The organism is Rhizobium sp. AAP43 (genome assembly GCF_001296045.1).
In the GTDB taxonomy this organism is placed as follows: Bacteria; Pseudomonadota; Alphaproteobacteria; order Rhizobiales; family Rhizobiaceae; genus Allorhizobium.
Genome location: NZ_LJHS01000037.1, coordinates 1 through 21,563, shown reverse-complemented (window position 1 = coordinate 21,563; position 21,563 = coordinate 1). Strand labels below are relative to the sequence as shown.

General features: G+C 62.9%; 18 protein-coding genes. 16 read left to right on the top strand and 2 right to left on the bottom strand.

Going from position 1 to position 21,563, the window contains the following annotated elements; genetic code table 11:
- Positions 1–3: 3 nt before the first annotated feature.
- The gene (locus IP76_RS17690; RefSeq protein WP_054159614.1) at positions 4–2,238 is read left to right on the top strand and encodes a transglycosylase domain-containing protein; all 2,235 of its coding nucleotides are present in this window, start codon (positions 4–6) and stop codon (positions 2,236–2,238) included.
- Positions 2,239–2,577: 339 nt separating this feature from the next.
- Positions 2,578–3,828: a GGDEF domain-containing protein gene (locus IP76_RS17685; RefSeq protein WP_245281500.1), complete on the top strand. Its 1,251-nt coding sequence runs from the start codon at positions 2,578–2,580 to the stop codon at positions 3,826–3,828.
- 41 nt (positions 3,829–3,869) lie between these two features.
- Here the strand turns inward: IP76_RS17685 and IP76_RS17680 are convergent, their stop codons facing one another.
- Entirely contained in the window at positions 3,870–4,673 is an 804-nt protein-coding gene (locus IP76_RS17680) for a hypothetical protein (RefSeq protein WP_054159560.1), read from the bottom strand.
- A gap of 408 nt (positions 4,674–5,081) precedes the next feature.
- On the opposite strand from IP76_RS17680, the gene IP76_RS17675 reads away from it, so the two are divergent.
- From IP76_RS17675 to IP76_RS17630, 11 genes are all read left to right on the top strand, one after another.
- Positions 5,082–6,767, top strand: a complete 1,686-nt coding sequence (locus IP76_RS17675; protein ID WP_082352594.1) for a PAS domain-containing methyl-accepting chemotaxis protein — start codon at positions 5,082–5,084, stop codon at positions 6,765–6,767.
- A 261-nt stretch (positions 6,768–7,028) separates the two neighbouring features.
- Entirely contained in the window at positions 7,029–8,192 is a 1,164-nt protein-coding gene (locus tag IP76_RS17670) for an ATP-binding protein (RefSeq protein WP_054159559.1), read from the top strand.
- A 101-nt stretch (positions 8,193–8,293) separates the two neighbouring features.
- On the top strand, positions 8,294–11,071 hold the full coding sequence (locus IP76_RS17665) for a heavy metal translocating P-type ATPase (RefSeq protein WP_054159613.1): 2,778 nt from the start codon (positions 8,294–8,296) through the stop codon (positions 11,069–11,071).
- Between the two features lie 111 nt (positions 11,072–11,182).
- Entirely contained in the window at positions 11,183–11,587 is a 405-nt protein-coding gene (gene cueR, locus IP76_RS17660) for a Cu(I)-responsive transcriptional regulator (protein ID WP_054159558.1), read from the top strand.
- A 121-nt stretch (positions 11,588–11,708) separates the two neighbouring features.
- Positions 11,709–11,912: a heavy-metal-associated domain-containing protein gene (locus IP76_RS17655; protein WP_054159557.1), complete on the top strand. Its 204-nt coding sequence runs from the start codon at positions 11,709–11,711 to the stop codon at positions 11,910–11,912.
- Positions 11,913–12,207: 295 nt separating this feature from the next.
- The gene (locus tag IP76_RS17650) at positions 12,208–13,359 is read left to right on the top strand and encodes a GGDEF domain-containing protein (protein WP_245281499.1); all 1,152 of its coding nucleotides are present in this window, start codon (positions 12,208–12,210) and stop codon (positions 13,357–13,359) included.
- Between the two features lie 87 nt (positions 13,360–13,446).
- Positions 13,447–13,650 carry a hypothetical protein gene (locus IP76_RS23170; RefSeq protein WP_156318625.1) on the top strand — a complete coding sequence of 68 codons (204 nt, stop codon included), beginning with the start codon at positions 13,447–13,449 and terminating at the stop codon, positions 13,648–13,650.
- A gap of 435 nt (positions 13,651–14,085) precedes the next feature.
- Complete coding sequence (locus IP76_RS17645) at positions 14,086–14,544, top strand: hypothetical protein (RefSeq protein WP_054159555.1); 459 nt, start codon at positions 14,086–14,088, stop codon at positions 14,542–14,544.
- A gap of 106 nt (positions 14,545–14,650) precedes the next feature.
- Positions 14,651–15,097, top strand: a complete 447-nt coding sequence (locus IP76_RS17640; RefSeq protein ID WP_245281498.1) for a hypothetical protein — start codon at positions 14,651–14,653, stop codon at positions 15,095–15,097.
- A gap of 252 nt (positions 15,098–15,349) precedes the next feature.
- Positions 15,350–16,816 (top strand): DNA-packaging protein, encoded by a 1,467-nt coding sequence (locus IP76_RS17635; RefSeq protein WP_245281497.1) that lies wholly within the window; start codon positions 15,350–15,352, stop codon positions 16,814–16,816.
- 585 nt (positions 16,817–17,401) lie between these two features.
- On the top strand, positions 17,402–17,758 hold the full coding sequence (locus tag IP76_RS17630) for an endonuclease domain-containing protein (protein ID WP_054159554.1): 357 nt from the start codon (positions 17,402–17,404) through the stop codon (positions 17,756–17,758).
- Between the two features lie 496 nt (positions 17,759–18,254).
- Here IP76_RS17630 and IP76_RS23655 read toward each other — a convergent pair whose 3' ends face one another.
- Entirely contained in the window at positions 18,255–18,386 is a 132-nt protein-coding gene (locus IP76_RS23655; protein WP_306765491.1) for a hypothetical protein, read from the bottom strand.
- 210 nt (positions 18,387–18,596) lie between these two features.
- Here IP76_RS23655 and IP76_RS17625 point away from each other — a divergent pair, with 210 nt between their 5' ends.
- The 3 genes from IP76_RS17625 to IP76_RS17610 all read left to right on the top strand — a co-directional run bounded on the left by IP76_RS17625 (position 18,597) and on the right by IP76_RS17610 (position 21,418).
- Positions 18,597–19,409: a glycoside hydrolase family 19 protein gene (locus IP76_RS17625; RefSeq protein WP_156318624.1), complete on the top strand. Its 813-nt coding sequence runs from the start codon at positions 18,597–18,599 to the stop codon at positions 19,407–19,409.
- Positions 19,406–19,711, top strand: coding sequence for a Dabb family protein (locus tag IP76_RS17620; RefSeq protein ID WP_054159553.1), 306 nt, complete (start codon positions 19,406–19,408; stop codon positions 19,709–19,711). The genes IP76_RS17625 and IP76_RS17620 overlap by 4 nt, the downstream gene beginning before the upstream one ends.
- Positions 19,712–20,299: 588 nt before the next feature.
- Positions 20,300–21,418, top strand: a complete 1,119-nt coding sequence (locus IP76_RS17610) for a phage portal protein (RefSeq protein ID WP_197278378.1) — start codon at positions 20,300–20,302, stop codon at positions 21,416–21,418.
- The last annotated feature ends 145 nt before the right edge of the window (positions 21,419–21,563 follow it).

Sequence of the window (21,563 nt, the reverse complement as noted above, 5' to 3'; positions counted from 1 at the left end):
GAGATGCCGAAGATGACGGCACCCGAGATCCGGCCGCCAGCGAAAAAGGCGGCACGGCTGAAGCGCCATGTGCTGCTGCGCATCGACAGCTGGCTCGACTCGACGCTCTGGAATGCCGGTTACAATCTCGCCGAGACCTGGGAAGAAATCACCATCTTCTTCCGCCGCTTCCGCGTGCGCGGCTTGAAGAAACTCGGCTTCGAGATTGCCGGCGAAGCCATGACGCTCGGCACCGCCGGCACGGTCGTGCTTTTGACGCTGGCCCAGCCGGCGCTGGAGGAGACCAAGAAGGACTGGCGCAACCACGACAATTTCGCCGTCACCTTCCTTGATCGCTACGGCAATTTCATCGGCCATCGCGGCATCATTCATGAAAACTCCGTGCCCGTCGATGAGCTGCCGGACCATCTGGTCAAGGCGGTTCTGGCGACGGAGGACCGGCGCTTCTTCGAACATGTCGGCATTGATTTCTTCGGCCTTGCCCGCGCCATGACCGAGAATGCCCGCGCCGGCTCCGTTGTCCAGGGCGGCTCGACGCTGACCCAGCAGCTGGCAAAGAACCTCTTCCTCACCAATGAGCGCTCGATCGAGCGCAAGATCAAGGAAGCCTTCCTCGCCTTCTGGCTGGAAGCCAACCTGTCGAAGAAGGAAATCCTGTCGCTCTATCTCGACCGCGCCTATATGGGCGGCGGCACGTTCGGGGCGGCTGCCGCCTCGCAATTCTATTTCGGCAAGAACATCACCGAGGTCTCGCTCGCCGAAGCCGCGATGCTCGCCGGCCTGTTCAAGGCACCGGCCAAGTATGCGCCCCATGTCAACCTGCCGGCGGCGCGTGCCCGCGCCAATGACGTTCTGACCAACATGGTCCAGAGCGGGCTGATGACCGAGGGCCAGGTGGTGGCGGCGCGGCGCAACCCGGCCACCGTCATCGACCGGGATGAGAAGGAAGCGCCGGATTACTTCCTCGACTGGGCCTTTGACGAGGTGCAGCGCATCGCCGCCCGCTTCAAGGACCACACGCTGGTCGTCCGCACCACGATCGATCTTGGCCTGCAACAGGCGGCCGAAGAAGCCGTTGCCTCGAGCCTGCGCGAATATGGCGAAAGCTACCGCGTCAAGCAGGGCGCGCTGGCCATGATCGAGAATGGCGGTGCCGTCCGCGCCATGGTCGGCGGCCGCGATTATGGCGAAAGCCAGTTCAACCGCGCCACGCGGGCGCTGCGCCAGCCGGGTTCCTCCTTCAAGATGTACACCTATGCGCTCGCCATGGAGAACGGCTACACGCCGCAGACCGTGGTCACCGACGGCCCGGTCTCCTGGGGCAATTGGAGCCCGCAGAATTACGGCCGCAGCTATGCCGGCCGGATCACGATGGAAACGGCGCTGGCGAAATCGATCAACACCATCCCCGTGCGCCTCGCCAAGGAAAAGCTCGGCATCGACGCCATCATCAAGACGGCAAAGGCCATGGGCGTGGAAACGCCGATCAAGAAGGACGTGACCATTCCGCTCGGCACGGCCGAAGTCACCGTCATGGACCAGGCGACCGCCTATGCGGTTCTGCCGGCCGGCGGCCGCGCCGCGCGCCGCCACGGCGTGGCGCAGATCATGAATTATGCCGGTGAAGTGCTTTATGATTTCGAGCGCGACGAGCCGCCGGCCGAGCAGATCCTGACCGAACAGGCCGCGATCTACATGAACGAGATGATGTCGAAGATCCCCTATATCGGCACGGCGCGCCGCGCCGCCGTCGATGGGGTCCTGACCGCCGGCAAGACCGGCACGACCCAGGCCTATCGTGACGCCTGGTTCGTTGGTTACACCGGCAACTACACGGCCGCCGTCTGGTTCGGCAATGACGACTACACCTCGTCGAACAACATGACCGGTGGCTCGCTTCCGGCGATGACCTTCAAGAAGCTGATGGATTATGCCCATCAGGGCATCGACCTGAAGCCGATCTTCGGCATCGACACGCCGATGCCGGAAAAGGAAGCCAAGCCGGAAGAGGCGGTGAGCGAAACCGGCGAGCCCCTGGTCACGCTGGTCAGGCCCCGCTCGCTGTCCTCGCAATCGACCCGGATGATCCGCGAGCTCGGCCAGAGGCTGAAATCCGCAACGCCGCTCTCGCTTCCTGCCGATACGGCCGCCCTTGGCCCGAAGGAAGCCCCGACCGGTGCGACCCCTGCGGGGGGTGCGACCCCTGCGACCGGTGCGGCCATCCCCGTTTCCAACTGATCACCCGACCGGTCCTGCACCATGCCGAGGGCGGGAGGGCGCGCGATTCGCTGCGTCGTGGCCCACTTGATTCGAGAGTTCAACCGGATCTCACCACGCCTCCGCAGCCTCACACCGCGCAACCTGCGACGAAAGACGAAGGACCAATCCTGAATTGAGACGCCTGTCACGTGACGAGGCGGGCAGGATCTGCCAAATTCACGATCAGTAAACCATAGCGCTTGCGAAGCGCCCGCGTTTCCCGCAATGGTACAAAGCCTTCACCCCAAATTAAGGGGGTCGGTTTTAGCGTGGCTACAGGTTTTGAACGATTATTTTTCAATCGGTGATTGGATCTCCATGAAGAGATTGCTCGGTATCCCCGCAATGCCCCGCATGACGCCGGAGCAGAATGCGGCTTTCCTCACCCACCGCGCACCCCTTCGCACGCACATGCTGAAGACGGCGGTCATCACGGTTCTCGGCTTCTATCTCGGCTGCTATCTGTTCGACCTCTTCCTGCTGCGCGACGTGGCGGTGCTCGGCGCCGTGCTGCGCTTCGGCATCGTCCTGCCGCTGGCCATCGGTCTGCTGTTCTATCTCTCCGGCGATCACCCGATCGAACGCAAGGAAATCGCGGCGATCCTGGTGGCCATGTTTGCCAATATCGCCTGGTGCGTGATCATGCTGGCGAGCGACAGCCCGGCCGTGCTCACCTATTTCTATGCCGCATCCACTTTCCAGATGGCGATCACGCTGGCAGCCGCCTCGCCCTTCCGCCCGGCGCTGCGGGCCAGCATCTTCACCTTCTGTCTGAACTATTCGGCCATCTTCTTCCTGGAAGGGGTCTCGCTCGGCTATATCGTGCAGCATCTTGTCGTCTACATGCCGACCGTGGTCATGACGCTGCTGGTCAGCCACCATCTCGAGGTCGAGGGCCGTATCGGCTACCTCCAGGCCTCGGAGAACGAGGCGCTGAAGCGGGAATTGTCGCGCCAGAACAAGGATCTCGCGCGCCTGTCCGTCACCGATCCGCTGACCCGCCTGTCCAATCGGCGCGGCACCGATCTCGAACTGCTGAGGCTGCGCAACGAAGCGCCTGACGATGCGGCCAAGGCCATCCTGCTCGTCGTCGACATCGACCACTTCAAGGCCTTCAATGATGCCTATGGCCATGGTGCCGGCGACCAGTGCCTGAAGCGGGTGGCGCGGGCCATGCGCCGCGCCCTGCCGGTCGATGCGCATTTCGCCCGCCATGGCGGCGAGGAGTTTCTGGCCATCATCAGTGGCTCCACGCCCGATACCGCCACCCAGATCGCCGAAAGCCTGCGCCGCTCGGTGCGCCAGCTCGGCATCGCCCATGACTTTACCGGTGACCGCAACCGCCACGTCACGATCAGCATCGGCGTGACCTCCGGATCTGTTGCCAGCACCAGCGCCTTCGAGCGGCTGATGGAACGGGCCGACCGTGCGCTCTATGCTGCCAAGGCCGATGGCCGCAACAGCTGGCGCGTCGATATTGCCGAGACGGAAGAGGTGACCTTTCCGATCTACGGCCATCCGGTGGTCGAGCCGCAGGCCGGAGATGAAGAAACCCGCGTCGTCGCCTGAGGCGCAAAGTCGGGCGGCGCGCCGTCACGCCCGCTATCGCCTCAGCCGGAAGCCGGCACCTTGGCCTCGGTCGCGGCCTTGCCGGTGATTTCATAGAGGTAGAGCTTGGTGCCGCGCCGGTCGGACAATTCCCAGATCTCGTCGGGATCGCGATCCGGCACGGCAAAACTATTGGAAACGAACAGGCTGCCCGGCTTCATGCCCGTCTCGACCTTGGCAAAGAGCGCCGCCATCGGATGCGGCGACAGGAAGGCATAGACCACATCCTCGCCGGACAGATCCGCCCGGAAGAGATCGCCGCGCCGGATGCGGCCACGGCCGGTCAGCGCGCAGATCAGCGTGCCGAGAAGCACGAGGCCCGGCGCATTTTCCACGCCCTGCGCCCGTCGTCCCTCGCCATCCAGCGCCCGCACGACTCCGCCCAGCCCGCAGCCGAGATCGGTAAAATGCGTGGCCCCCCGCTCGACCATCAGCCGCTTCAGCACGGACGCCGTCTCGCCATTGGTGAGATAAAGCGGCACGCGGCCCCGGGCGGTGTTGGAAAAGACCAGCGCCAGCACGAGAAAGACGATGGCAAAGGGCCAGGCCGGCAATTGCCCGGCCGACAGCGCCAGCGCCATGGCAAGCGGAAAGAGAAAGGCGATGAGCAGCCACCAGCGCGCAAGGCCGAGTACCCGCGACAGGAGCGCTGCGATCAGTCCCTGCAGCACGATGCCGATCGCAATCAGTGCCAGCCGCTCGACCTGTCCCGAGAGCGCACCCGTCACCGCGGCGACCACCGGCAGGGCCACCACCTGGGCAAGGATGGCGCCGAGAATCGGCGTGTTGCGGAAAAGAGCGATCATGGCCTCGGATCTTCCAGGGTTTTAGGGAGGGACGGGCAGCGGTTCAGCCCGCCGGACACCTCGCCCGACACTGGGGCGGACAGTGGCAGGGGGAGGCGCGATTCTCAAGCATTTCAGCGTCGGACGCTGTTCAAGGCCGAACAGGCCAGTGCGTGAGGAAGAGCAGGCATGGCATGGTGCAAGGTGCGGGCCCAAGGTCCACTGAACGCTCTGTGTTCTCCTGGGCATTTGCTCAGTGATCGAAAAAACGCGCTTTTTGGTCGATTTGCCCTGCGAAAAAGCCTTCGATCCCGCTAATTCACTGACGATGCGTTAACGTCGATAGGCGAATATTATCCCATCAAATTGTACGGGTTATATTCATGGAGCATCAAGCTTCCGGAGGCCCGCAACACGAAAGGATGATGGATGTTGGGTTTTGGATCCCGTTCGGATGCGGGCGCAGTGCTGGAGGCGATGAGCCGCTCGCAGGCAATCATTGAGTTCAGTCTGGATGGAAAGATCCTGACGGCCAACGAGAACTTCTGTCAGGCGGTCGGTTACAGCCTGTCGGAGATCATCGGCAAGCACCATCGCCTCTTTGTCGATCCGGCAGAAGCTTCAAGTGCCGACTACACCGCCTTCTGGGCCCGACTTTCGCGCGGCGAGTTCGATCGCCGCCAGTACAAGCGCATCGCCAAGGGCGGGCGCGAGATCTGGATCGAGGCGTCCTACAATCCGGTCATGCGCGGCGGACGGCCATTCAAGGTCGTCAAGTTCGCGACCGACATCACCGCAGCAAAACTGCAGAGCGCCGATGATGCCGGCAAGCTTGCGGCCCTGTCGCGGGCCCAGGCCGTGATTGAATTCACGCCCAAGGGTGAAATTCTGGCGGCCAACGAGAACTTCCTGAAAACACTGGGTTATTCGGAAAGCGAGATCAAGGGCCATCACCATCAGATGTTCTGCGAGCCGGACTATGTCCGCAGCGATGCCTATCGCGAATTCTGGGCTAAACTCGAAGCCGGCCAGTTCTTTTCCGATGAGTATCTGCGCATCGGCAAGGGCGGCAAGCGGGTTCATATCCAGGCCACCTACAATCCGATCTTCGACATGAACGGCCGCGTCTTCAAGGTGGTGAAGTTCGCCACCGATGTCACCGAACGCGTCGGCAATGTCGACAGGCTGGCGGCGTCGCTGAAGGCGATGTCGGAGGGCGATCTCAGCCGTCCGATTTCCGAACCCTTCCTGCCGGCGCTGGAAAAGCTGCGGCAGGACTTCAATCTGGCCTCCGGCAAGCTGCGCGAAACCCTGCAGACCATTCTGACCAATGCCGGCACGATCGCGGCTGCCTCGCAGCAGATCCAGTCGGCCTCGGGCGAGCTGGCCAAGCGCACCGAACAGCAGGCGGCGTCCGTCGAGGAGACGGCAGCAGCCCTTGAAGAGATCACCACCACCGTCTCCGACAGCAGCCACCGCGCCCAGGATGCCGGCCAGCTGGTTCGCCGGACGAAGGACAGCGCCGAACATTCCGGCCATGTCGTTGGCCAGGCGGTCGATGCCATGGGCAAGATCGAACATTCCTCGGCCGAGATTTCCAACATCATCGGCGTGATCGACGAGATTGCCTTCCAGACCAATCTTCTGGCGCTGAATGCCGGTGTCGAAGCCGCCCGCGCGGGCGAAGCCGGCAAGGGGTTTGCGGTGGTGGCCCAGGAAGTGCGCGAACTCGCCCAGCGTTCGGCCAAGGCTGCCAAGGAGATCAAGACCCTGATCACCGCCTCCAACGAACATGTCAAAAGCGGCGTCAATCTCGTGGGCGAAACCGGTCGTGCGCTGGAAGACATCGTCAGGCAGGTGACCGAGGTCGATGCCAATGTCGCCGCCATCGTCGAGGCGTCGAAGGAGCAGTCGGTCGGCCTGAAGGAGATCAACACCGCCGTCAACACGATCGATCAGGGCACCCAGCAGAATGCCGCCATGGTCGAGGAAACCACGGCCGCCGCCTTCAGCCTGGCCCGCGAGGCCCAGCAGCTCTTCGCGCTGCTCGGCCAGTTCAACATCGGCGATACCCCGGCAAAGACACAGCCGACATCGTTCGCCCGCGCCGCCTGAGCCGCGCCACCGCCCTTCGACCGGCGGACCACTGCCGGTCGAGAGATTTGATGCCCTAGACTGTATTGAACACCGTTTACTGCAGAGACTGTTTCATCAAGCCAAGCCGCCGGACTGCCCCAGGTCCGGCGGTTTTGGTGTGTCTGGGGGGAAGCGTAGGCGTCCGAATTCTGACAGCTAGTGAAGTCTAGAAAAAACTAGACATTTTTCTTAGTTATTCCTAGCATTCGCTAGAGATTATTGGAGCGTCGGGGGCTGGACATGGACCCATATCGTAATCCTTTCGCGCCGGGAGCGGGAAGTCGCCCTCCCGAACTTGCGGGGCGAGATGCGATCCTCGAAGCGGGAAGGATTGCCTGCGGACGGGCGTTGAAGGGCAGAAGCGCGCGTTCGATTATGCTGCTTGGCTTGCGCGGCACGGGAAAGACAGTGCTCCTCAACGAAATCGGACGAAATGCCGAACAAGATGGACTTCTGGCTTCAAGAGTTGAGGCACCGGAGGGAGAAAGCCTCGCTCGCCTAATCTATCCGGAAATGCGAAAAGTGCTAAGGTCGCTGTCTGGCGTGCAGGCGGCGAAACAGATTGCCAATCGTGGCCTGAGCGGACTTCGAAATTTTGCATCGATCTTCAAGATTGAAATAGCAGGCGTCGAAGTCGGCGTGGAACCTGAGCCCGGCTTGGCCGATACCGGCGATCTGCAATATGATCTGCCAGATCTGTTTGCACTAATTGGCAAATCTGCGGAAGCTGCCGGACGGGGCTGGGTGCTCCTCATTGAGGAAGTGCAATACCTGTCCGATGCCGACCTGTCGGCATTGATTGTTGCTATACACCGGATGTCACAGGAGGGCCTGCCTGTCCTTCTCGTCGGCGCGGGTCTTCCACAAATTGCCCGGCTGGCAGGCGAGGCAAAATCCTATGCCGAGCGACTGTTTCAGTATCCGCCGGTGGGGCCTCTTGATCCCCTTTCCGCCGCCAAAGCGATAGAAAAGCCGATTGTTGACGAAGAGGCGCTCATAGCACAGGAGGCTCTGAACCTCATTGTGGAGCGCACGAAGGGCTACCCATTCTTTCTGCAGGAATGGGCGTCTGTCGTCTGGAACAACGCGGAAGGACCGGAGATCAGCCTAGCCGATGCGGAACACGCCTACTCGGAAACGCTGGCGCTTCTGGACGCTGGCTTCTTCAAGGTGCGGATTGATCGTCTGACGAAAGCGGAGGTTCAATTTGTAAAATGCATGGCAGGTCTCGGAGACGGACCATACGCCATGGCAGACATTGCTGAGGCAATGGCCCGGACCCAAAAATCGCTGGGACCTGTACGGTCAAGTATTATCACCAAAGGCATGATCTACAGTACTGACCACGGATATCTGGATTTTACCGTCCCGCTGTTCGCGGAGTTCATGCGACGCCAAGGCTAGCCGGATCACCTCAGACCCGCCGCCTGATCAAAAAAATCACCCTCTGCCCCTTGACCCTCCCATGATGGGAAGGTCCATCTATCATGGCAGAGGTGATCGCCATGAACATGCAGTCCAAAGTGAAGACGACCCCGGTGGCGACAGCCGCGCCGATCCTGATCCCCGTCGAGGGCATGACCTGCGCGTCCTGCGTGCGCCGGGTGGAAAAGGCGGCCGCCAGCGTGCCGGGGGTCGAGATGAGCACGGTGAATTATGCCGCCGAGACGCTGTCGGTCACGCCGGGGCCGGGCTTTTCGGCCGCAGCTCTCGTCGCCGCGATCGGCAAGGCCGGCTACGAGGCGCGGCCCGAGACGATCCGGCTCGAGATCGAGGACATGACCTGCGCTTCTTGTGTCTCGCGGGTGGAAAAGGCGCTGAAGACGGTGCCATCCGTCGAGACGGCCAATGTCAATCTGGCGACCGGCGAAGCCGTGGTGACGGTGCTCGGCGGGGTCGCCGCACTCTCTCAAATGAAGGCGGCAGTGGAGAAGGCCGGGTATACCGCGCATCTGGCCGGCTCCGCCGGGGTTGAGACGGCAGGTGGCGCAGGCTTCGGCGGCAAGGGTGGCGGCAATGTTGGCGGCAAGGGTGGCGGTGCCGCCATCTCCGGTGCGGCCACGGTCCCTGGCATGCAAGGTGCAGACGCCGGATCGGCCGATCCTGTGGCGGATCCGACAGCACAGGCGGCGGATGCCCGCAGCCAGCGCAAAGCCCGCGAAATCGCCGGGTTGCAGCGCGATGTCATCCTGGCTGCCATTCTCACGCTGCCGCTCTTCGTGGTCGAGATGGGCGCGCATCTCTATCCGCCGCTGCATCATCAGCTGATGGGAATTTTCCCCGGCAACACGCTGTATTACCTGGAATTTGCCCTGGCGACGGCGGTGCTGGCCGGTCCCGGCCGGCGCTTCTATCAAAAGGGTCTGCCAGCGCTTGTGCGGCTTGCGCCCGACATGAACGCGCTGGTCGCGCTCGGCACGGGCGCGGCCTATCTCTACTCGCTGGTCACCACCTTTGCGCCGGCGCTTCTGCCGGCAGACGCCCGCCATGTCTATTATGAAGCGGCCACCGTCATCGTCGTTCTGATCCTGCTCGGCCGGCTGCTGGAAGCCCGCGCCAAGGGTCGGACGGGGGCAGCGATCCGCAAGCTGGCGGGGCTTCAGGCGAAGACGGCACGGGTCGAGCGGGATGGCGAAACACGGGATGTGGCGCTGTCTGAGGTGATGCTGGGCGACACCGTGATCGTTCGGCCCGGCGAGCGCATTCCGGTCGATGGCCGTGTTCTGGATGGGGCAAGCGCCGTTGACGAGGCGATGATTTCGGGCGAGCCGATCCCGGTGGAAAAGCGGCCGGGCGATACCGTCATCGGCGGTACGGTCAACGGCTCCGGCTCCTTCCGTTTCGAGGCGACCGGCATCGGTTCGGACATGATGCTGTCGCGCATCATCCGCATGGTCGAGGAGGCGCAAGGGGCCAAGCTGCCGATCCAGAAACTGGTCGATGAAGTTACCGGCTGGTTTGTGCCGGCAGTGATCGGTATCGCCGTTGTGACTTTTTTCCTATGGCTGCTGCTCGGGCCGGAACCCGCCTATACCCATGGGCTGGTGGCAGCCGTTGCCGTGCTGATCATTGCCTGCCCCTGCGCCATGGGGCTCGCCACGCCGACCTCGATCATGGTCGGCACCGGGCGCGCAGCCGAAATCGGCGTCCTGTTCCGCAAGGGCGAGGCGCTGCAAACACTCGCCGGCATCGACTGGCTGGTGATGGACAAGACCGGCACGATCACCGCCGGCAAGCCGGAGGTGACGGAGATCGTGACCGCTGAGGGCTTTGCGGAGGAGGAGGTTCTGCGGATGGCGGCAAGCCTGGAAGCCCGCTCGGAGCATCCGCTGGCCGATGCCATTCTACGCGCGGCGGAAGGGCGGGGGATTACGCTTTCGGCGGTGGAGAATGTCGAGGCTGTTGCCGGGTTTGGCGTGACGGGTGTGGTCGACGGGCGGCGGGTTTCTGCTGGTGCTGATAGGTTCATGGTGAAGTTGGGGGTGATGCCACATGGTCACTCAGAAAATCCCCTCCCCAACCCCTCCCCACAAGGGGGAGGGGCTGTCTCCGCCGACGCTCGGCCACACGGTCTCTCCCCCCTTGTGGGGGAGATGGCCGGCAGGCCAGAGGGGGACTTTGCCTCCAGTCTCACAGTTGTAATGACCCGTCTTGCCGATGAAGGGGCAAGCCCGCTCTATGTCGCGATCGACGGCAAACTGGCCGCCGCGATTGCGGTGGCGGATCCGATCAAGGCGACCAGCAAGACGGCGATTGCGGCGCTGAAAGCCCGGGGTCTGAAGCTGATGATGGTGACCGGCGACAACGCCGTGACGGCCGCCCATATTGCCGCCGAGACCGGCATCGACGCCGTGGTGGCCGAAGTGCTGCCTGAGGGCAAGGTGAAGGCAATCAAGGACTTGCAGGCCAAAGGTGGGCGCGTGGCCTTTGTCGGCGATGGCATCAATGATGCGCCGGCGCTGGCCACCGCCGATGCCGGGATCGCCATTGGCACCGGTACCGATGTGGCGATTGAAAGTGCCGATGTCGTGCTGGTCGGCGGCGACCTGATGGGCGCGCTGCATGCGGTGGAACTCTCGGATGCCGTGATGCGCAATATCCGCCAGAACCTGTTCTGGGCCTTTGGTTACAATGTCGCGCTGATCCCGGTGGCCGCCGGCGCACTCTATCCCGCGTTTGGCGTGACCTTCTCGCCCATGCTGGGCGCCGCCGCCATGGGGCTTTCCAGCGTGTTCGTGCTCAGCAATGCGCTCCGGTTGAAAAGGGCCAGGGTGACGGGGTGAGGGGCCATCACCTCCCCCTCAAGGAGAGAGCGGGTGTCGCCGATCTTGCTGTCTCCGCTTGCCCCACCGGGGGAGAAATGTTTGCCGCCGAACGAGATGAGGAGAATGCGCATGAACATTGGTGAAGCCTCCAGCGCCTCTGGCGTTTCGGCCAAGATGATCCGCTATTACGAGGACATCGGGCTGATTGCGCCGGCCGGGCGGACCGCGTCGAACTACCGGGTCTATGATGGAGACGTGGTCAACCGGCTGCGTTTCGTGCGCCGGGCGCGCAGCCTCGGTTTTTCGCTTGAGGAGACCGAGCGGCTGTTGAAACTCTGGGACGACAAGGCCCGCGCCAGCGCCGAGGTGAAGGCGATGGCGATGGCGCATGTGGCCGAACTGGAAACGAAGATTGCCGAAATGCAGGCCATGCGCGATACGCTTTTTCATCTCGCCGAACGCTGCCACGGCGACGACAGGCCGAACTGCCCGATCCTTGCGGATCTCGGCGGGCGCAAAGGTGGCGGGGCATGAGGCGCGGGGCTTGCGATGCCCCGACATGACCAGGACGGCCGGTGCCAGTTATGCGCTGGAAAACACACGATAAAACAGAAGACAGAAGACACAAGACGAAGAGCCAGGAAAGCGAGACACGATGACGACGGCAACCACATTCCAGATCGATGACATGACCTGCGGCCACTGCGAAAAGACGCTTGTAAAGGCACTGGCTGAGGCCCTGCCGGGCAGCGCTGTGACCATTGATCTTGCCAGTCGCAAGGCGGTGGTGGAGGGCGATGCGAGCCTGGCCGAAGCGGCGATCCGCGAGGCCGGCTATACGCCCGTCAGGCAGGGGTGATCGGCAGGCTGTGGCGGCTGTGTCCGGGCCCCGAAACGCGCCCCGAAACGCGCCCCGAAACTGGCCCCGAAACGGGCCCCAAAACGGGTTCTGCAACCGGCCCTGACGCAGGGTCTGAAAAGGGGGCTGACAGCGGCCCCCACGCCGTCTCTGCTGGCTTATCCACTTATTTTTGGGGTGATCCCCCGCTCTCCCAAAAAAGATCAACCTAAATTAGGGATGGATTCACGAAAGCCTTGCCAAGGTCTTCGCACGTGCATGATGGTATTGCACTGCGAAAACCTGGGGTTTGGGATTGCTGCATGATCGCGCCATGGGCCGGCTGGACTGGCTTTTGCGCATGCCGACGGAGGTCGAGCATGCCTATGAGCGTGACTATGGGCCGGATCGCATTACCCATCTGCGCCAGTCGATCCTGATCGGCCTGATCGTCTACAACATCTACAACCTGACCAGCTACGCGCTGATGGCGGATATCCAGCCGATCACGGTGGCCATGCGCCTGCTGGTGCTGTCGCCGGGATCGCTGATCATCTTCTGGCTGGTGCCGCGCATGAGCCTGGCCTGGCGGGAGCGCATGCTGCTGGTCGGCATGCTGGGGGCGAGCCTGCTGCCGCTCTGGCTCTTCTCGATTTCGCAATCGCCCTATGCCGCCTATACGCTCGGCGAGCTGCCGCTCGTTCTGCTCTTCGGCAACATGCTGCTTGTGCTGCGCTTTCGCTATGCGCTGACCTTTACCGGCGTGACCTGCGCCGCAGCCCTTCTCGTCGTCTATACGAAGCCGGGGCTCGACCCGCATCTGATCTTCCCGGTGACCGTGCAGATCGTCAGCGGCCTGTTTTTCACGCTCTACGGCAACTGGCACACGGAGCGCCAGCGCGCCCGCGGCTATCTGGCCCAGTATGACGCCGAAAGCCGGGCGGACGAGGCCGAGCGCGCGGGCAACATGCTGCGCGACATGAGCCGCACCGACATGCTGACCGGCATCGCCAACCGCCGCCATCTCGACGAGCTCCTGCCGGAGCTTCTGGCCGGCCACGAGGATCTCGTCCTCCTGATGGTCGATGTCGATCACTTCAAGGCCTATAACGATGCGTATGGCCACCCGGAAGGCGATGTCTGCCTGACCCGCATTGCCACCACGCTGGATGAATTTGCCGAACGCCACCAAGGCTTTGCCGCCCGCTATGGCGGCGAGGAATTCACCCTCGTCCTGCCCGGCGAGGTCAAGACCGGCGGCGCCTTCCTGGCCGACCGGCTGGTGCGCGCCGTGCGGTCGCTCAGCCTGCCGCATCCCTCGCGACCCGACGGCCTGTCCCATATCACCGTCTCCGTCGGCTATGCCGGCACCGGGCATAGCCGCGACGTGAAAGCCCTGATCGAACAGGCCGACCGCGCGCTTTATGAGGCGAAACGGGCCGGGCGGAATCTGGCGCGGGCTGGGTGAGATGCTCTACAAACAGCAAGATTTGCCTTCAACTTATGGATGTTATCTGATATTGATATTCTCTCATATATAGTAGGAGGCTACCGTATGACTTCGGATAATGTGCAACATTTGCAACAGATATCCTCAACCTTGGCAGCAGCATTAATTACCGTTTCTGGGCGCCCTCATTCTGTGAATGAAGCTATTCAATTGATGAAGGACGTCCAGTTCTCGTTGGCTCCAAATCCTAGCAGTGGGGCTTATGCGAAGTGGCAGGCCGAGTTCGATGGTGACAAGCCGCACACATAAACTGTAGCCTCGCCCTTCGAGGCCCGACGGTGCCGGTGCCTCAGGGTGAGGGGGAACGTTGGCGGAGGGGGCGGCCAACACCGGTATCAAGATTGGCAGGCGGCGGGCACCACGGTTAGCCCTCATCCTGAGGTGGGAGCGACAGCGACCCTCGAAGGACGAGGGCGGGTGGTTTGCTGGGTTGCGGGCGCTGAGGTTGGCGGGTCCCCGATGTCGGGGGCCTCGGTCCTTCGAGGCCCTCGCTTGCGCGAGGGCGCCTCAGGATGAGGGGTGATGTGAGTGGGATATCAGAAATAGGAAAATAATCCTTGACGGCGTGACGGTGGTTTGATAGGGTTCTGCCATGATCGGAAAGCTGCGGCGGTCAGGCTGGCGGCGAATTGGTTAGAGGCCTCTGCCGCTTCCAAGTGGCCGTGTCGTGCAGGACCATATTGTATGGAAATTCTCTTCATCCTCTACGCGCTTGCCAAGTATTCGCCTGTCTCAGCTGCCGCTATCATCCTGATGGTATGTGCCGGTTTTGGTTTCGTGATGAGCCGAACCACAAGCGTGAAATCGCAACGATGGATGCTTTTGGTGTCCACCATCGTGACAGCTCTGTTCCTCGTGTTGATGCTGCCCATGCTCCTGAACACGGCTTCGCCGGGTCAGGGGGCGGGACAAGGCGCTTTCAGCGAGACTGAGCTGGCGATGTCGTACATCGCGGTTTTGCTCGGGATGTTTTTCTTTGTCCCGCTGAGCGGATTCCTGCTGCTGGTATCGTTGTTCGCTTGCATTTTCAGCCGTCTGAAGCCTCGGCGAGCCCCCTTGTCTTCTTTCGAGGGAAGTCATCTGTTCAGGCCGGGCGTTGATGCCAAGAAGGACCAGCGATTTGGACGCAGGTCCAAGTCGTAGATCGGCATTCGATCCGCTCTTGCACACACTGGAACGGCATATCGGTGTCGCAAGCGCTGTGTCTTGCGGCATCTCTTCTATTGGCGTGTGCGAAGGAGTTCAATGCATGACCGACGACCTGATCGCCATGGCTGATGGCGCAACCAATGTTGACTTGCAATGGATGGCACCGGAACGGAAGGCAGCGTCAGGTCATGCCGAGCCAGATTTCGAGGACCTTTTGTCCGCCTTCACCACCGAGATGCGGGCCCAGTTCGACCTGTTTCGCCGGCTTCGCGAGAGTGCCGAGACGCTTTTGCAAGGGGCGGACGAGGCGGCGGCGAAGCTGGCGCGTGCCGATATCAAGGCGGCGACCGATGCGATTGCGCTGATTGTCCGCACGCTGGAGAAGATCGATGCGTTGATGCGCCAGCTAGCCCGCGACCGGGCCGAGGCCGAGGAGCGGCAGCTGGAGGGGCGTGACCCGGAGATTTTGCGAGCCGAGGTGCAGGCGCTGATTGCGGCGCGTGTTGCGGCTGCGGTTGCGATTGCTGAGGGGCGGGGGCCGCCTTGAGGGGGGCGGGGGGATTGGTGATGGGAATTGCCAACGGAACGGATCCCCTCACTTGCGAAATCTGAAGTTTAGGCGGCTTGCGCGCGCCTCAAGCCTCTCAACTGCCTTCGCGCGGCGACGCGCTCAGGCCTTCGTTGGCTGAAATCGATTCACTGGATCGATTTCTGGCCTTCGGCCAAGGCTCCGAACTCTCCCCCACAAGGGGGGAGAGGGACCGCGGGCTTATTACCACATGCACCAGGGAGATTGCCGATGACGCCGAAATCTCTGGCGCGGTTGGGGCGCGATCGTCAGAGAACGGCACTCGCCATCGCGGCTGATGCAGCGGAGGGGCTGGGCGCGATCACGCAGGGGGTGACCATGGTGGCAGCGCGGGGTGCCGCGCTCGCGGACAGCCTGTCCGCTGAGACGCGGGCGCTGGCGGGCATTGCGGGCATTGCGGTGACAGGGGTCTCGCCGTCGGGACTGGTCGATCTTTCAGATCTCACGCGCCAAGAGCTCGCCTTTCTCGCCCGCGATTGGCAGCTCTTGGCGCGGGCGGAGCAATTGCCGCCTCCGGGCGACTGGCAGACCTGGATGATCATGGGCGGGCGCGGATCGGGCAAGACGCGGGCCGGGGCCGAATGGGTGCAGGCCCAGGTGATGGCGGCGGGGGCAAAGACCGATCTGCGCATTGCGCTTGTGGCGGAAACGCTGGGCGATGCCCGCGAGGTGATGATCGACGGGGCCTCGGGGCTTTCGCGGATTGCAAGGCGCCTGCGGCCGGAGGTGGAGATTTCGAGGCGCAGGCTGGTCTGGCCGAATGGCGCGATTGCACAGATCTTTTCCTCGGAAGACCCCGAAAGCCTGCGCGGGCCGCAATTTCATCTCGCCTGGTGCGATGAGCTGGCCAAATGGAAACATGCCGACGAGACCTTTGACATGCTGCAGTTTGCGCTTCGCCTAGGCACGCGTCCGCGCCAGGTGGTGACGACGACGCCGCGGCCAATGCCGCTGTTGAAACGGCTGATCGCGGATGAGGCGACCCGGCTGACGCGGATGGCGACATCGGCCAATGCCCCGCATCTGGCGCCGGGGTTTCTCGCCGCGCTGATGCAGCGCTATGGCGGCACCCGGCTGGGGCGGCAGGAACTGGATGGCGAGCTGATCGAGGACCGGCCGGACGGGCTGTGGAAGCGCGCCCGGCTCGACGAAATCGTGGTGAAGCTGGCCGAACCGCTCACCCGCATCGTGGTTGCCGTCGATCCGCCGGCGGGCGGGGCAAAGGCCTGTTGCGGCATCGTGGTCGCCGGGTTGAAGGCAAACGGCCAGGCAGTGGTGCTGGCGGATTGTTCGCTCGAGGCGCCGAGTGCGGCCGCCTGGGCCCGCGCCGTGGTTTCGACCTTTCGCCGCTTCGAGGCCGACCGGGTGGTGGCCGAAATCAACCAGGGCGGCGACATGGTGCGCGCCATGCTGGAAAGCGTGGACATGCGGCTGCCGCTGACGACGGTTCGGGCGACACGCGGCAAATATCTGCGCGCCGAACCGGTGGCCGCGCTTTACGAGCAGGGCCGGGTTCTGCATGCTGGCCGCTTTCCAGCCCTCGAAGACCAGATGTGCGACTTCGGCCCCGAGGGCCTCGCCAACGGCCGCTCGCCGGACCGCCTGGACGCGCTGGTCTGGGCGCTGACGGCGCTGATGCTGGAGGGTGGGGGTGAGCCGCGCATCCGGGGTGTGTGAGGGGGGGCCTCAAGAACCGATCCCCTCACTGGCGAAATCTGAAGTTTAGGCGGCTTGCGCGCGCCTCAAGCCTCTCAACTGCCTTCGCGCGGCGACGCGCTTAGGCCTTCGGCCAAGGCTCCGAAGTCTCCCCCCACATGGGGGGGAGAGGGCTTGCGGGGCAGGCGGCAGCGTCTCCTCTCCCCTTGTGGGAGAGGTTACAAAATCGAGGGCTTAGCCCTGAGGGGCTAAACCTCAGATTTTGTTGGTGAGGGGATCGGTGTTGGGGATTGCCAACTGAGCCGGTCCCCTCACTTGCGAAATCTGAAGTTTAGGTGGCTTGCGCGCGCCTAATTCTTCGATTTCGCTTTCTCCCCCACAGAGGGGGGAGAGGGCGTGCGGGGCAGGCGGCATCGTCTCCTCTCCCCCTTGTGGGAGAGGTTACAAAATCGAGGGCTTAGCCTGAGGGGGCTAAACCTCAGATTTTGTTGGTGAGGGGATGAGTTCTGTGGGTGTGACGGCTGAGACCGATCTTGATCGGCGCGCCGGTTCAGCTAGCATTTCACTCTCTGCGATATCGTTCCTCGCCCACTGAGGAGGTTCCCCATGCGCCAGCCTACAAGTGCGCTCGCCAGAGCCCGGGCACGCGGCATGCGTTCCGATCCAACCGCACCGGAGGCACGGCTCTGGCAGGCGCTGAAAGATCGCAAGCTTGGTGGCGCGAAGTTCCGCCGGCAAGTGCCGCTTAAAGGTTACATCCTGGATTTTGTCTGTTTCGATGCGAAGCTGATCATCGAAGTGGATGGCGGGCAGCATGGCGAGAGCCGATATGACGAAAGACGGGACGCGATCTTCCGTGCTGAAGGATTTCGGGTCCTGCGGTTCTGGAATGAAGAAGTGCTGACCGGGATCGATGCGGTTTGCCTGCACATTCTGGCAGAGCTGCGGAATACAGGTGAGTAAGAGGCCTGCAGCACGCGCCCAAACTCTGCCAGGGAAACCGATCCCCTCACTTGCGAAATCTGAAGTTTAGGCGGCTTGCGCGCGCCTAATTCTTCGATTTCGCTTTCTCCCCCACATGGGGGGAGAGGGAGCGCGGGGCGGGCGGCATTGTCTCCTCTCCCCTTGTGGGAGAGGTTACAAAATCGAGGGCTTAGCCCCGAGGGGGCTAAACCTCAGATTTTGTTGGTGCGGGGATTGGTGATGCTGGTGCCAACGGAACGGGTCCCCTCACTTGCGAAATCTGAAGTTTAGGCGGCTTGCGCTCGCCTAAGCCTTCGATTTCGCTTTCTCCCCCACAGAGGGGGGAGAAGGAGCGCGGGGCAGGCGGCATCGTTTCCTCTCCCCGTTGTTGGTGAGGGGAAATTTCTTGGCCCCCCCCACAAACGAAAAAAACCGGCACCCTTGGCGGGGTGCCGGTTGATCACGGCGATGCGGTGGATCGGTTACTTGATCTGGATTACTTCGGCGTGCCGGTCGGGGATGACGGCTGGCGGACCTGGCGCCATTCGCTTTCGAGGCGTTCCAGCACATGGGCCGGAATGGTAGCCGGGGCTGCGGTCTTGGGGCTGATCGAAGAATTGGTCTGCATCTCTTCCCTCCTCATGTTGGAAGTCTGACCCTCGAAACGTGGTTGTGAGCGGAAAGTTCCACAGTGTTAAATCTTTGTAAATATGAACGGAACGAGCTCTAAACGATTGAATTTCGTTCAATCGGTTTAAACGTGCGCTTTTTTTCAAGAGCCTTTGGCGCGGCCCGGGCCGCCCTTCGAAGAACCCCCTAAAAATCTGAGGAGAGCAACATGCGGATCGATGGCCGAGTGTTTTTTAACGCCGTGCGCGGCCCGGTGTTTGGCGGCCGGCTCAATCAGGGGCAGGTCGCCGGTACCGAGGCGATCATCGCCAAGGCGGGCGGAACACGGCCGGGTGCGGCGCATTTTTCCGATCCGCGCCGGCTGGCCTATATGCTGGCGACCGCCCATCACGAGACGGCCGGCACGATGCAGGCGGTGCGCGAGACGATGGCAAGCAGCGATGCGGAGGCGGTGGCGCGGCTCGAACGCGCCTTTCGCGCCGGCGAGATGCCGACGGTGTCGACGCCCTATTGGCGGCGCGATGAGAGCGGCCTCAGCTATTATGGCCGCGGCCTGGTGCAGCTGACGCATCGGCGGAATTACCTGCGGATGAGCCGGGTGACCGGGCTTGATCTCGTGAGCGCGCCGGATCTGGCGCTGAGGCTCGATGTGGCGGCGACGATCCTGGTGGTCGGGATGAGCGAGGGCCTGTTTACCGGCTTCCGGCTGGCGGATTTCTTCACCGGGGTGACGACGGACTGGACGGGCGCGCGCAAGATCGTCAATGGCCGCGACCGGGCGGACAAGATTGCCGAGACGGCAAAACGCTTCGATGCGGCGATCCGGGCAGCGCTGGTGGTGTCTAGGCCGGAGGGCAAAGGCGCTGCGCCATCCGAGACATCTCCATCCGCAGCACCCCTTGCCGGAACATCCCTTGCCGGAACATCCCTTGCCGGAATGGGGCGGCTTCAGCGATTGAGCTGGACGGCGCGGGATGCTATGCGCCGGGCACTGCAACAGGACTTTCCGGAGCCGCCATGATCCGCCACATCGTCTTCTTCACCGTGCGCCCCGAGAACCTCGAGGCGGTGCGGGCGGGCCTGTCGATCCTGACCGAAATCCCGAGCGCGACGCGGCTGGAAATCGGCACGAATGTGAAGACCGACCGTTTCGATCAGGGCATTGATCTGGTCGTTTATGGCGAGTTTGAAGACGAGGCAGCACTCGCCGCCTATAAGGCGCATCCGCTGTATGAGGAGAGCATTCGCCGGGTGAAGCCGCTGCGCGAGGAGCGCTTTGCGGCGGATTATGCGGTGGAGACGGCGGTGACGGCGCGGGTGTGAGGGTGGGTTACCGGCCCTCGCGCCACCGCAGCAAGAGGTAGATCCCGGCGAGGATGGACACGCCGAGCAGGAAAAGCCCGGCCTGGTTGAAAAAACCGCTGGTGGCGGTGATGTCCATCATGGTGCTTCCTCAAGGTCAGAGAGAAATGTCCGTGCCCACAAGTGCAATATAACGCCGAATGTTGAAAAGCCCAAGACCGCCAGCGGGCTCAGCGTCCTTGGATCGCTCAAGATTGCATTGATCGTGGGCGTCAGGACCCCGATGGCCACCATGGTCGTTCCGCATGTGTTGACGAAATTCGCTGTCAGTTTCTGTGTTTCATTGCGGACCAGAACCATCAGCCTGTCTCTTGGCGCTTCCATGGATGCTCCTCGATTCCTCTGTCTTTCTATTTTGCCGCATTGTCCGACGCCGAAGCGACGCTGCTTCGGCTGGACATGCTCCAGATTGCAACCCTGGGATGATAAACAAGAGTTGGCCTTAAGCCAATCGTCCGAATTCACGACCATCCGGTCAGACAACCAAGGACACACCTCATGAAATTCCCCTTCCGTCTGCCCTGGGCCTCCGCCCCGGATCGAACCCCCATGCCCGAAGGCAAGGCCTATGCGCCGATGGCCGGCACGCCGCTTGCGCTGATTGCGGGCGAAGGCGAGGCGCGGTGGACGGGGCGATCTTATGCGGCGCTTGCCCGCGAAGGGTTCATGAAGAACCCGGTGGCGCATCGCTGTGTGCGGCTGGTGTCGGAGGCGGCCGCCAGCATGGTGTTTCTCGCCTATCGCGGGGACGTCGAGCAGCCGGAACATCCGGCGCTGGCTTTGCTGGCCAGACCGAATGCGGCCATGACCGGGGCGGATTTTCTCGAGGCGCTTTATGGGCATCTGATGCTCTCCGGCAATGCCTATGTCGAGGCGATCGGACTTGAAACGCCGGGCAAGCGCAGCGCCGAGCTGCATCTTCTGAGGCCCGACCGGGTGAGCGTGGTGGTGAGTGCCGATGGCTGGCCGCAGGCTTATGACTACCGGGCGGGGACGGCCGCGCGGCGGATCGCGCCGGACGGACTTCTGCACCTGAAGATCTTTCATCCGCTTGACGACCACGAGGGCTTTGCGCCGCTTTCGGCAGCGCAGGTGGCGCTTGATCTGCACAATGCGGCGGGGCGCTGGAACAAGGCGCTGCTCGACAATTCGGCAAGGCCTTCCGGCGCGCTGGTCTATCAGCCGAAGGAGGGCGGCAATCTCTCGGCCGACCAGTATCGGCGGCTGAAGGTGGAGCTCGACGAGGGGTATTCCGGCCCGATGCGGGCGGGCCGTCCGCTACTGCTCGAAGGCGGGCTGGACTGGAAGGCGATGGGGCTCTCGCCGAAGGACATGGATTTCGTCGAGGCAAAGAATGGGGCGGCCCGCGACATTGCGCTTGCCTTCGGCGTGCCGCCCATGCTGCTCGGTATTCCCGGCGACAACACCTATGCCAATTATCAGGAGGCCAACCGCGCCTTCTATCGCCTCACCGTGCTGCCGCTGGTGACCCGGACGGCAGCGGCCCTTTCGGGCTTTCTCGGGCGCCTGACCGGCGAGCCCTTGGCGCTGGTGCCAGACCTCGATGCGGTGGCGGGGCTTGTGGCCGAGCGCGACGCGCTCTGGGCGCGGGTGGGGGCAGCGGCGTTTCTGACGGAGGAGGAGAAGCGGGCGGCGGTGGGGTATTGAGGGGAGCGTTGTGGCAACTGAGCTGATCCCCTCACCAACAAAATCTGAGGTTTAGCCCTGTTCGGGCTAAGCCCTCGATTTTCTAACCTCTCCCACAAGGGGGAGAGGGGCCGCCGCCGCTGGCCTCGCGCTTGCTCTCCCCCCA